General features: G+C 46.4%; 6 protein-coding genes and 1 pseudogene. 4 read left to right on the top strand and 3 right to left on the bottom strand.

Features of this window, described 5'->3' with window-relative positions; translation table 11 throughout:
• Nucleotides 1-181 precede the first annotated feature (181 nt).
• The 3 genes from AEA42_RS04915 to AEA42_RS04905 form a co-directional block, all read right to left on the bottom strand.
• Nucleotides 182-1,396, bottom strand: a complete 1,215-nt coding sequence (locus AEA42_RS04915) for an RsmB/NOP family class I SAM-dependent RNA methyltransferase (RefSeq protein WP_037418205.1) — start codon at nt 1,394-1,396, stop codon at nt 182-184.
• 152 nt (nt 1,397-1,548) lie between these two features.
• Nucleotides 1,549-2,817 (bottom strand): sugar MFS transporter, encoded by a 1,269-nt coding sequence (locus tag AEA42_RS04910; RefSeq protein ID WP_037418202.1) that lies wholly within the window; start codon nt 2,815-2,817, stop codon nt 1,549-1,551.
• A gap of 139 nt (nt 2,818-2,956) precedes the next feature.
• The gene (locus AEA42_RS04905; RefSeq protein ID WP_055647131.1) at nt 2,957-4,579 is read right to left on the bottom strand and encodes an alpha-glucosidase; all 1,623 of its coding nucleotides are present in this window, start codon (nt 4,577-4,579) and stop codon (nt 2,957-2,959) included.
• Between the two features lie 496 nt (nt 4,580-5,075).
• On the opposite strand from AEA42_RS04905, the pseudogene AEA42_RS04900 reads away from it, so the two are divergent.
• The 4 genes and pseudogenes from AEA42_RS04900 (at nt 5,076) to AEA42_RS04885 (ending at nt 13,763) form a co-directional block, all read left to right on the top strand.
• Nucleotides 5,076-7,840, top strand: a pseudogene (locus tag AEA42_RS04900) (TonB-dependent receptor).
• Between the two features lie 116 nt (nt 7,841-7,956).
• Nucleotides 7,957-9,447 carry a tryptophan halogenase family protein gene (locus AEA42_RS04895; RefSeq protein WP_055647130.1) on the top strand — a complete coding sequence of 497 codons (1,491 nt, stop codon included), beginning with the start codon at nt 7,957-7,959 and terminating at the stop codon, nt 9,445-9,447.
• Between the two features lie 68 nt (nt 9,448-9,515).
• The gene (locus AEA42_RS04890) at nt 9,516-11,546 is read left to right on the top strand and encodes a glycoside hydrolase family 13 protein (RefSeq protein ID WP_231640355.1); all 2,031 of its coding nucleotides are present in this window, start codon (nt 9,516-9,518) and stop codon (nt 11,544-11,546) included.
• A gap of 87 nt (nt 11,547-11,633) precedes the next feature.
• Nucleotides 11,634-13,763, top strand: a complete 2,130-nt coding sequence (locus AEA42_RS04885) for an alpha-amylase family protein (RefSeq protein WP_055647129.1) — start codon at nt 11,634-11,636, stop codon at nt 13,761-13,763.
• The last annotated feature ends 20 nt before the right edge of the window (nt 13,764-13,783 follow it).

Below are 13,783 nucleotides of genomic sequence, written 5' to 3'. Positions count from 1 at the left end.
GGGTTATTTTTGCCGCAATTGGGTTGCAAGTCCCTACACTAAAAGTCTTTTAAAACCACTCGACCTCCCATAAGAACAACCATACATCACAGCGCATTTCGCGAGCATGCTCTAGCAAGGGCACACTTCATGTAATCTCGAAGCGTCAACCCTCTAGGAAATTAGGCGAATATACTGCGGTTTATTCTTGAATGCGTTCAAGCTTTGCGAGATAAAAACCATCAAAACCAGTATCGGCTGGACTGATCGTTTCATCCTCGAGTAAACGGAAATTGGGATTTTCAGCTAAAAAGGCATCCACTTGACCGCGGTTTTCGCAGGGGAAAATCGAGCAAGTCGCGTACACCACAATGCCACCGACCTTCACCATGCGACTGTAACTACTGAGAATATGCTTTTGCAGTTCCATCAACACAGGTAAACGTTCAGCGGTATCACGCCATTTGGCGTCGGGATTACGCTTTAATACCCCAAGGCCAGAACAGGGCACATCGAGCAGGACGCGATCGGCGCTAAGTTTTAAGCGTTTAATGGTTTTAGAACCGACAATTAACCGTGTTTCGATATTGTGGGCACCATTACGACGGGCGCGCTCTTTCAGATTGTCGAGTTTCCATTGCTCCACATCCATCGCTAACAAACGCCCTTTACCTTGCATTTGTGCAGCAATATGCAAGGTTTTTCCGCCAGCACCGGCGCAGGCATCAATCACTCGCATACCCGGTTTGGCATCGAGCGCTGCGGCTACCCGTTGTGAGCCCGCATCTTGCTGCTCAAATAAGCCATCTTTAAAGCTATTGGTACGAAACAGTGCCGAATCCGATGTCACTTCAAGGGCAGAATCAACGCTTTCGACCGCTTGAGTTGAGACAAATTCGGCCGCTAATTTTTGCGTTAATTCATCACGGGTGACTTTTAAACCATTAACCCGCAGGAAACGTTTAGGTGGCGTGCTTAAGGCCGCGCGCTCTTTTTCCCACGAAGCCCCCAACTGCTCATGTCCCATGGTATCTAACCATTCCGGGCAACCGTCCCAAAGTACGGGGTTAGTTTTAGCCTGTTCAATACGCGCGGCTAAATCATCAGTATCCACTGGCAGTGAGTACTGCATTTTAGGCAGTTCCAGCGCGTGAAATAAGTGCCATACATTAAGTAGCTTTGAGCCTAAACGCGCCATTTCTTCCGGCTTGATGTCGGCTAAGAAACAGTAAAGATTTAAGCGGCGTAGAATATCGCCCGTTACAGTCGCGATCCGCGCCTGCTCGGCGGGTACTAACTTTAATCCTGAAAAATGCTGAGAATAAGCCCGGTCTAAGGGTTTTCCTTCGCTTAGCACCATAGCTAAGATATTGATCACTAATTCATTCGAGCTGGCAGAAAGCGGAGAATTCAACATTTACAGGTCACCGTGAGTAATAAAACCGAGGGATCATAGGAGGTCAGGCACGAATACGCAAGTAAACAGATGATCAGTTGCTATTAAGCACCGCAAAAGCCCAATAAAAAAGCGATCCACAGGGATCGCTTTCATAAAACACTCAAATGCTCTTACATTTTAGAGCCCCGAGCACCATAGAATAGAATAAAACCGTAGCACACCACAGGCAGAATAAATGCCAGTTGGATGCCTAAGTTATCGGCTAACACGCCCTGCAATAATGGTACAATCGCACCGCCCACAATGGCCAAACAGAGGATACCGCTGCCCTGAGAAGTATGGGGACCTAAATCTCGCAGTGCTAAGCTGAAAATGGTCGGAAACATGATTGAGTTAAATAATCCCACGCCCAAAATCGCCCACATGGCAATGCTGCCACTGGTTGTCATGGCCACCAACACTAACAATGCCGCCATAAAGGCATTGAAGGCAAGCACTGTGCCTGCGGGGATTTTTTGCATCACAGCCGAGCCGATAAAACGTCCGACCATCGCGCCGCCCCAGTAATAGGCGATGTAATGGGCCGCTTGTTCTTCTGGCATACCGACTATGTGTGATTCACCAAGGAAGTTGACTAAGAAGCTACCGATAGAAACCTCTGCGCCCACATAGACAAAAATCCCCACTGCGCCCAGCACTAAATGCGTGCTTTGTAGTGCGCTGGTTTTACCTAAATGGGTTTGAACCCCACCAGTTGTTTCAGTATGTTCACGGATCACTGGCAAATCTAACTTAGCAAAAATGATGGCAAGTACGGCAAGAGCTGCGGCGAGCAACAAGTAAGGCAGTTTAACGACTTCAGCCTCGGCATTGGCTTGCGCTAATTCAGAAGACGCCGTTGCCGCCACCGATAAAATCAAAATAGACCCAAAAAACGGCGCAACTGTGGTGCCGAGTGAGTTAAAAGCTTGTGTCAGGTTTAAACGGCTCGATGCAGTTTCTGCGCTACCAAGGGCGTTGACATAGGGGTTGGCCGCCACCTGTAAAATGGTGATGCCTGAGGCAAGCACAAAAAGTGCGCCGAGAAATAAACCGTAGGTTGCAAGGGATGCGGCAGGATAAAACAAGCCACAGCCGATACTGGCAATCACTAAGCCTGTGACAATCCCTTTTTGGTAGCCAAGTCGTTTAACAAGTTGGCCAGCTGGAATAGACACCAAGAAATAAGCCCCAAAGAAACAAAACTGGATCAACATCGCTTGGGTGTAATTGAGTGAAAAAACAGCTTTTAGGTGGGGGATCAGAATATCGTTTAAACAAGTGATAAATCCCCACATAAAAAACAGTGAAGTCAGTGATACTAGCGCAAAACGGTAGTTGCCATTATCCGATCCGCTGACGCTGGTCGTGTGGCTGCTGGTGTTAATAGATGACGCCATAGTTGTGCTCTCTAATCATGTTTTTATTATCTAAAGGGTATGTCCCTTAGGCGTTTGCGTAAAACAACAAGCAGTAACAATCGAGTTGTCACTGCTTGTTTGAGGCCATAGCAGGAAGACCGCTAACTTATACAACCAACTAGACCAATAGTGCATAGAAGCTGGCATAGGCTGAAAATATCAAGTTATCACCCTGCAAGTGTGCGGTTTTTAAACCATGTCCGGTTAATTCTTGCTGTAACTTAAGCCCTGCTAGCGACAACTGAGTCTCAGAGTCTAATAGGTTGAAGCAAACCAATAGCTTCTGTTCCCCAAGTTTACGCACAAACACCAATAACGGCTCTGGCGCATCGAGAAACTCAATCTCCCCTTCAATCAAAATAGGATAACCTTTGCGCCATGCAAGGAACTGACGATAGCTATGTAACATAGATGCGGGGTCAGCTTCTTGTACATCAACAGCCAGAGCTCGATGCTCGCTTGTCACTGGTAACCAAGGGGTTACTTGACTAAAGCCTGCAAAATCTGCATGTTGCTCCCATGGCATGGGAGTACGGCAACCATCTCGCCCCTTAAACATCGGCCAGAAGGTTTTGCCGAAAGGGTCTTGTAACTCGTGGAATTCAATTGGTGCTTCGGTTAAGCCAAGCTCTTCCCCTTGATAACTACAGACACTGCCACGCAGCGAACAAAGCATCGCATTAAGCATTTTCACCATATCGGGTATTTGCTTACCGCGCCCCCAACGGCTCGCTACCCGCTGCACATCATGGTTACCGATTGCCCAGCAGGGCCAGCCATCGCCAATACTGCCTTCCAGCGCTTCTACCGTTTGGCGAATATAAGTGGCACTGTAGTCATCGGTCAGCAACTCAAAACTGTAAGCCATGTGTAACCGATCTTCGCCCTTGGTATAGGCAGCCATTACAGCGAGTGAGTCTTCAGCAGAAACTTCACCTAAGGTCACAGCGCCTGGATAACGATTGATAAGTTGGCGTAATTCTTCAATAAACTGAATCGTTTGTGGGCGATCGTTATTGTAATAATGGTACTGATAGGCATAGGGATTATCTTCACTAAATCCCCGCCCTTGGCGTTTATCCTTGGGTTTTGCCGGATTATCTCGAAGCTGCTCATCGTGATAACAGAAGGTAATGGCATCTAAGCGGAAACCATCGACACCCTTCTTCAGCCAAAACTCCACATTATCTAACACGGCTTGACGAACTTCAGGATTGTGGAAGTTTATGTCGGGTTGGCTGCGCAAAAAGTTGTGCAGATAATATTGTTGCCTGCGCGGTTCCCACTCCCAAGCGCAACCACCAAAGATCGCTAACCAATTATTGGGTGCGGTACCATCTTCCTTCGGATCCGCCCACACATACCAATCGGCCTTAGGATTGGTACGGTTCTCACGACTCTCGATAAACCACGCATGTTGATCCGAGGTATGGCTTAACACTTGGTCGATAATGACTTTAATACCGCGTTGATGGGCTTTTTCAATCAGCTCATCGAAATCCTGCATCGAACCGAATAAGGGATCGACCTCGCGATAATCACTGATATCGTAACCAAAGTCAGCCATGGGGGATTTGAAGAAGGGTGAAATCCAAATGGCATCCACATTCAGGCTGGCAATATAATCCAACTTAGTGATGATCCCGCGAAGATCGCCTACGCCATCACCATTGGTATCTAAAAGGCTGCGTGGATAGACTTGATAAATTACGGCGCCACGCCACCAGGTTAACTCACTCATAATGCCCCTTTATCCTTATTCTTCAGCGAGCTAACCCAAAAACTCACTAACAGGCAGTTACAGTAATGTTACTGCGGAGTAAAGGCGCTACGGCTTGTATTTGTGACAGCGAGCATACGTGAAGAAGGAAATAAGGTTCAATACACCTGCATACGTATGCAAAGCGCACTATCATCAGACCTGTCTAACCAATAACAAAATAACCCTTTATTAACATTGTGTTATACTAAATTTGCTGGAGATAAAATTGGACTTTTTTTCCCCATAACCCCAGTTTTAGCGGGTGCATGAGCTATTGAATACGTATGCACTATATTGTGACCCCAAGATTAGCGGGAGTAGTATCTTCACCGTTGCATAACAATTTGGTCATAAACGCAGCACTTATGCAGTCAATTAAGCGCCGAATACCAAAAAAGGCCGCAAAAACAATGCGGTAATAACGATAAAACGCTCTACATAAGCGGTTAAAAGCGACTTCAAGGGGAAGATAGAAATGATGCGATTTAAACCCAGCTTGCTGACCTTAGCACTTGTTGCTGCAGGCGCCAGTATGCACTCCTACGCAGCAGATGATACTACTGCACAATCGACAGCAACCAAAGACGAAAATATAGAAGTCATTCAGGTGACTGGTATTCGCCGTAGCTTGCAAGAATCCCAATCGTTAAAAATGTCTTCTTCTTCTATCGTTGAAGCGATTTCTGCTGAAGATATTGGTAAGTTACCTGATGTGAGTATTGCCGAATCGCTTGCCCGTCTTCCTGGTGTATCTGCACAACGTTTAGATGGTCGTGCAAACGTGATTTCGATTCGCGGAATGGGACCCGATTTTACCACAGCAACACTCAATGGTCGTGAACGGGACCCGATTTTACCACAGCAACACTCAATGGTCGTGAACAAGCCTCAGTTAACGATAACCGCAGTGTTGAGTTTGACCAATATCCATCCGAATTACTTAACCGTGTCGTCGTGTACAAAACACCAGATGCATCGGTAATGGCACAAGCTATTGGCGGTACCGTTGATATGCAAACCATTAGCCCTCTTTCACATGGTGAACAAACGATTGCGGTAGCAGTGCGCGGTGAAATGAACGACCTGGGCGCACTCAACAGTGGCTCCGACGACAAAGGTTACCGCGGAAGTATTTCTTATATTGACCAATTTGCCGATGATACCTTAGGTGTCGCCATTGGTTATGCCCGCATGATGTCTCCCAACCAAGAAGAACGTTGGCAAGCCTGGGGTTATCCAGATAATGCTAATGGTGACAGTGTATTAGGTGGTGCAAAACCCTTTGTTCGCTCGAGTGAATTAGAGCGTGATGGCCTACTGGCTGTGGTTGAGTATGCACCAAACGACCGATTCCATTCTACATTGGATGTCTATTACTCAAAATTTGTAGATGACCAACGTTTGCGTGGTATTGAAATCCCTGCTGCTTGGGGCACCAATGGCGGCGTTGTTGCCACTACGACTGTCGATGGTCTGGTGACTGAAGGTGTAATCAAAGGCGCTGAAGTGGTTGTACGTAACGATGTCAACAAACGTGACGCGGACTCTTTATCCCTCGGTTGGAACAACAAATTCAGCGTCAATGATAGTTGGAACCTTGAAGCTGACGTGTCACTCTCTAAGGCAAATCGTACCGACATCGGTATGGAGAGCTACTCAGGCACTGGTCGCGGTACAGGTGTTGGCGCTGTTGATGACTTAAGCTTTGCCTACAATGGTAAAGGCGGATATGTTTTTGATCATAATCTTGATTATGCAGATAAAAATGTAATAAAACTCGGTGATCCTCTCGGTTGGGGTAGTCCACTTGGCGCCAACACTCAGGACGGTTTTATTAATAAACCTGAAATTGAAGATGAACTAAAATCTTTCCGTCTCAGTGCCGAATATGTGCTCGACGGTGGCGCAATTCGTAGTGTTGAATTTGGTGTTAACCGGACTGATCGTGACAAAACCAAAGTTGACAAGGGCTACTATTTAACCCTTAAAGGCTATGATGGTTCTGCCGATTACACTATGACAGTACCGGATCAGTACTTACTTGATCCTACTTCCCTCGCCTTCTTTGGCATGGGCGATGTACTCAGCTATGACTCTTTAGCTTTCTATAACGACGGCAACTATATAGAAACCGACGTCGCCGATGTGGATTTAAGCCGCGCGACCAACTCTTGGGCAGTACAGGAAGAAGTCACAACAGGCTATGTGTTAGCAAATTTAGAGTCTGAAGTATTCGGTATTCCATTCACTGGTAATGCTGGCTTACAGGCGGTTTATACCGATCAATCATCAGATGGTACTGTTGCCACAGTAGAAGCTGGCAAAGTGATTTTAACTCCGCGTACCGCGGGAGACTCCTACGTAGAATGGCTGCCAAGCTTAAACTTAAACTTTGAAGTAGCTGAAAACCAAGTGGTGCGTTTTGCAGCTGCGCGAACATTAACCCGTTCACGCATGGATAAAATGAATGCCAACCTGAACTACAGCTATAACCAAAATCCAAATGATGGCGTAAACTGGACAGGAAACGCAGGTAATCCAGAACTTCGTCCTTGGTTAGCACGTCAGTATGATTTAAGTTACGAGAACTACTTTAGTGATCAAGGCTATTTCTCTGTTGCAGTGTTTTATAAAGACCTAGAGAACTATGTTTACGATCAAAAAGTCGATTTCGACTTCAGCACCCTATTCCCAGGTGTACCAGGTAATCCAATCGGCGTAATCACACAACCTCAAAATGGTGAAGGTGGTTACGTTCAAGGGGTTGAGGCCGCCGTCTCCTTAGACTTTGGTATGTTTGCCGATGTACTCAGTGGCTTTGGTACAGTGCTAAGTGGTTCATACACTGACAGTGAAGTAAAAGAAACACCAACAAGCGAACCAACAACGTTGCCAGGCTTGTCTGAAAAAACCTTAAACGCAACCGTTTATTATGAAAATTCAGGCTTTGAAGCACGTATCAGCTCACGTTACCGCAGTGACTTCCTTGGTGAAGTGACTAAGATCAGTTTGCAACGTGAAAACGTGAACATTAAAGCCGAAACAGTAGTTGATGCCCAAGTGAGTTATGACTTTAGCGAAAGTGGAATTGAATCACTGTATGGATTATCGATTCTTTTCCAAGTCAACAACTTAACCAATGAACCTTTCACATCATACACAGGTTCGGATCAACGTTTAGTTCGCGATTATCAAAACTATGGCCGTAACTTTATGTTAGGCGCTAACTATAAGTTCTAATAGTTTACGTACCAAGCCTCTGCAATCTATTGCAGAGGCTTTTCTCTTTATTGTTCCACTATCAGTAATTTCCCATTTAGTCATCAGCCTTAAACATCAACTAAAGGGCTTAGATCATGAGTCAAATCAAAGATATTGTCATTGTAGGTGGCGGCACTTCGGGCTGGATGACGGCCGCATTATTAGCGAAATTATTTAAACACACCCTTAACATTACTCTCGTAGAGTCAGAAGATATAGGCACCATTGGTGTTGGAGAAGCCACTATTCCACCACTGCAGTTATTCAACAGTGTTCTTGGGATCCCGGAAAACGAATTTATTGAAGCAACCCATGCCACCTTTAAACTCGGTATTCAATTTGAACACTGGGGTAAACAGGGTGATAGCTATATGCACGCTTTTGGTAATATAGGAAAAGATATTGGGTATACACAGTTTCACCAGTACTGGCTCAGTACTCAACCCGAGTTGATGGCATCATTTTGGGATTATTCACTTAATTACCAAGCCGCCTTAAACAATAAATTTCAATCTCTTGAACAAATTCCCCATTCGCCTCTCTCTGGTCTCACCCACGCTTACCATTTTGATGCCGCACGCTACGCTTTGCTTTTACGACAATACAGTGAAAAGTCAGGAGTAAAACGCATTGAGGGTAAAATTGAAGCGGTAAATTGCCTAGATAATGGCCATATTGCCAATCTGACACTGGTGTCTGGTAAATCTGTTCACGGTGATTTTTTTATTGATTGTTCAGGCTTTGCTGCCCTATTGATTGGAAAAACACTTAATGTCGGCTATGAGAGTTACCAAGATTGGTTACTGTGCGACAGTGCATACGCTGTCCCAAGCGAAAAGGCCTGCGAAATAAAACCTTATACTCGTGCTATCGCCCATGAGGCGGGTTGGCAATGGCGGATCCCGCTGCAACATAGAACAGGAAATGGCATTGTTTACAGTAGCCGCTATATGAAAGACGAAGAGGCGAAAGCAAAACTACTATCGACACTTGAAGGTAAACCTCTCGCTGAACCGAAAAAAATATCCTTTATCCCTGGCCGTAGGCTTAAACAGTGGCAACATAATTGTGTTGCTATAGGTCTCTCAAGTGGTTTTTTAGAACCTCTTGAGTCTACAAGCATTCATTTAGTGCAATCGGCCATCATTCGCTTAACTAAACTGTTTCCCCACCAAGGTGTAGTCCAAGCAACTGTGGATGAGTTTAACCGGCAATCCCAGCTAGAATTCGAACAAATCCGCGATTTTATTATCTTGCATTATTGTCTCAACCAACGTTCAGACTCTGATACCGACACGCTATGGAGCGCCTGTCAGCAAATGCAGATACCTGAAAGCTTGCAACAGAAGATTAGCCTTTTTAGCGAAACGGGCGCTATTTTTAGGCACAAGGATGAACTCTTTACGGAAGCCGCTTGGGTTCAAGTGATGTTAGGACAGGGAATCATCCCTACAGATTATAATCCACTCGCAAACACAGTCGCCCCTGAGGCTTTAACTGAATTTTTAAGCAATATCAAAGTGATAATCAAAAACACCGTAAGTAATATGCCAACCCATGAACAGTATCTCGCACAGCTAGTTTAAGCATCATCAAGTAAAGAAGCCTAAAAGTGTAAATACTTGACTTACTTGGCACTGAATAAGGAACAATTATGATCTTCACACGACGACATCTACTACTCAGTATTAGCTTTTTAATCAGTTGGAATACTCAAGCAGGGACAATCGATTCTACAGCGTTATTATCAGCCAATCTCAGTGCTAGTGAAGTCAATTCAACAGCCCCTTTAACTATCGAACCGCTCTCTTGGTGGGCGGGGATGCATAATCCTAAGCTGCAATTAATGCTCCACAGTGATGCACTGCCCGCGGATGCTGCGCAGCTTAAGGTTGAGATTGCTGGCAAAGATGTGGTGTTTGAAGGGATTGAACAGACGGATAATCCCCATTATTTGTTTATCAATTTAGACTTGCGACAAGCCAAACCGCAGACCTTTGACATCCGCATTCTCGCTGGCGACAAGCAGCTCTTCCAACTGCCCTACACTTTAGCTGCGCGGGCAGATGGCAGCCGAGAGCGCCAAGGTTTTAGCAATAAAGATGTGATTTACCTTATCACCCCAGACCGATTCGCCAATGGCAACCCAAGCAATGATAATCAAGCCGATATGCTCGAGCATGCGGTGCCAGAAAATTCCGATGGTCGCCATGGCGGCGATATCGAAGGTATTCGCCGGCACTTAGATTACTTAGCCAAACTGGGCGTCACTCAGCTGTGGATCAACCCACTGCTTGAAAATAACCAAGCCCAATACTCCTATCATGGTTACGCCATTACCAATCTTTATCGGCTCGACCCGCGTTTTGGCAGCAATCAGGATTACCAAAGGTTAGTCACTGAGGCCAAACAACATGGCCTTGGAGTAATTAAAGACGTGGTGCTTAACCATATCGGCTCAAATCATTGGTGGCTAAAGGATTTACCGAGCAGTGACTGGCTCAATTACACGCAGCATCCCGATGCAAAAAACGCCACAACGTCTCCTGCGGCCAGTTCTACCAGCCCGAGCTTTACCAGTCCGAGTTTTACCAGCCATAGACGCACCACAGTGCAAGACCTCTACGCTGACATGCAGGATAAACGGGATTTTGTCGACGGTTGGTTTGTCGATTCGATGCCCGATCTTAATCAGCGCAACCCGAAGCTTGCGACTTATCTTATTCAAAACAGCATTTGGTGGGTGGAATACGCGGGGCTTTCGGGCATTCGCGAAGACACCTACTCCTACGCCGATAAAGCCTTTTTAGCCCAATGGTCAAAAGCCTTAATGGCCGAATACCCGCATTTTAATATTGTCGGAGAAGAATGGACCGCCAATCCCATTACCGTCTCCTATTGGCAAAAAGGCAAAATCAATGCCGATGGCTATCGCTCGGATTTACCGAGCCTGATGGATTTTCCACTTTATGAAAAGCTGGTTGAAAGCCTGAACGAGCCCGAAGGTTGGGACACGGGTTTTATCAAGCTTTACGAGATGTTAGCTAATGATGTGGTGTATGCAAACCCAAGCCAGTTAGTCCTCTTTGAAGGCAACCACGATACCAATCGGATTTATAGTCTGCTTAAAGAAAACCTGCCGCTGTATCAAATGGCCCTCACCTATGTGTTAACGGCCAAACGCATTCCACAGCTGTTTTACGGTACCGAAGTGTTGATGACCAGCCCGACCGAAGGCCGCCACGACGGTGTAGTGCGTAGCGATTTTCCGGGTGGCTTTGCCAATAGCAAGGTCAACGGTTTTAGCGGTAAAGGGCTAAACGCAAAACAGCAGCAAGCACTTGCGTTTGTGCGCACCCTACTCAATTACCGTAAACATTCAGCCGTGCTGCAAACAGGCGATTTACTGCACTTTGTGCCGCAAAACGGCATTTATGTGCAATTTCGATGCGCGGCAAAACATGCCATCGCGGGCAATGCCTGCTATCAAGCCGATGCGGATAAAGTGATGGTGATTTACAACAAGAATGACCAAGCACAAACGCTGGAGTTAAGCCGCTTTAGCAAGGTATTGGCAGGCAATAGCTCGGCAAATTCAGTCTTCACAGGGGATAAGTTCAAGCTTAATCAATCAGTTATTCTGCCGCATGCTGGCGTTATGCTGCTTGAACTCAATCATCAATAACCCATACTCAATGAAGCAGCTAAGCATGCTTAGCTAACAACGCGGCCAAACCATAGTTTGGCCGCCAAGTCAGTAAAGGAACCTAGGTTGAATTTTCTATTATCTAACAGCAGCAAACGTCGCGCTTATCGCTGGCAACAGGGATTAAGCGTACTGGCCCTCAGCAGCATTACCGCCTTTTACGCCATGGCTGCACCAGCAATCAACACTCAAGTAACGGCGTTGAATGCAGTGGCGGCTAAAACTGTGCCTGCAAATTCAAATACCAACGAAGGTGATATCCAACCTGTCCATCACAATGCCGAGCAAGCAAACAAGTACAAACCCGTGGTTTATCAAATTTTTACCCGACTCTATGGCAATAAAAACACCACCAATAAACCTTGGGGCACGATTAGCGAAAACGGTGTGGGTAAATTTAATGATATTGATGACACAGCGCTCAAAAGTATCAAAGACTTAGGCGTTACCCATGTGTGGTATACGGGTGTACCCCACCACGCCTTAATTGGCGATTACAGTGCGATTGGCGTAGGTCACGATGATCCCGATGTGGTTAAGGGCCGCGCTGGTTCGCCCTATGCGGTTAAAGATTATTACAACGTAAACCCCGATTTAGCGGTCGATCCCGCCAAGCGTTTACAGGAGTTTCAGGCACTTATCGAGCGCACCCACAAGCAAGGCTTAAAGGTGATTATCGATATAGTCCCTAACCATGTGGCGCGTAATTACCATTCCATCACTAAGCCCGAGGGCGTGCGCGATTTTGGTGAAGACGATAACCAAACCCTTGAATATGCAAAGCATAATAACTTTTACTATGTGACTGATAAAAAGCAATCCTCTGGCTTTCAAGTGCCAGATTTACCAGAGAGCCTCAAACCGTTAGGCGGCGAATCGCATCCCCTAAGTGATGGTCAATTTGAAGAGATCCCCGCCAAATCGACGGGCAATGGCTCACGCCTTGCCAAGCCAGATATGAACGACTGGTATGAAACCGTTAAAATCAATTACGGTGTCCGCCCCGATGGCAGCCATGATTTCCCCGCACTGCCGCCACGCTATGCCACCCTCGGCGCCGAGCAGCACTACGATTTCTGGCAACAACGAACCCGTGAATTACCTAACTCTTGGATCAAGTTCAATCAAATTGCCCAGTATTGGTTAGCGATGGGAGTCGATGGATTTCGTTACGATATGGCCGAAATGGTGCCCGTCGAGTTTTGGAGCTATTTAAATAGTCATATAAAACATAGCCATCCCGAAGCCTTTATCTTAGCTGAGGTCTATAACCCAGCGATGTATCGCGACTATATTCAGCTCGGCAAAATGGATTACCTCTACGACAAGGTCGATCTTTACGACACCCTCAAAGCCATTATGGCAGGGCAAAAAAGTACCGCGCAGATCGCCGCAGATCAGGCCAAAGTGCAAGATATCGACTCGCATATGCTGCATTTTTTAGAAAATCACGACGAGCAGCGCATCGCCAATGCCGCCTTTTTAGGCGCCATAACTGGTAACTCCTCGACAGATGCGGTCGATCCCCGCTACGCCCTGCCCGCCATGGTGGTGTCAGCAACCTTAAGTACCTCACCCACCTTAATTTATTTTGGTCAAGAAGTAGGAGAAGCGGCGACGCAAAACCTAGGCTTTGGCCATGCTTCGCGCACCAGTATTTTTGATTATGCGGGCGTCCCCGCCCATCAGCGCTGGATGAATCAAGGTAAATTTGATGGCGGCCAATCTACTCCAGCAGAAGTCGCGCTGCGCACCTATTACCAAAAATTATTGAACCTCAGTACGGGGCAGAATGCGCCCGCGCTCTTAGGGCAATATGACTCGCTAGATGCAGCCAACCGTAGCGCGGTATCGGCCGCAAAGCCTAGCAATAAGGCTAACAAAAAGACAATCAAAGGTAACGCGACGGGTTATGATGACTCAACCTTCGCCTTTGTCCGCTTTGAGGCCCATACCGCCGATAGCAAAGGCCAAAAGCTGATTATTGTCAGTAACTTTAGTCAAACCCAAGCCAAGTTATTTTCACTTAAACTACCCCAATCTCTGATTGCGCAATGGCAGTTAACCGATGCAAGCTATTCGCTTAAGGATTTACTGGAAGACCATACGGCGCAGTTAATTGTCGAGCGAGGTGAAGGTCAAGTTCAGTTGCAGCTTGCACCTCTCTCCTCCGCGATATTTGAACTCGTCCATTAGCCCGCTTGCGAAGTAAGAAA

Source organism: Shewanella sp. Sh95 (assembly GCF_001308045.1).
Taxonomy (GTDB): Bacteria; Pseudomonadota; Gammaproteobacteria; order Enterobacterales; family Shewanellaceae; genus Shewanella; species Shewanella xiamenensis.
The sequence above is the reverse complement of the archived record's forward strand: the minus strand, read 5'-3'. Positions and strand labels throughout refer to the sequence as shown.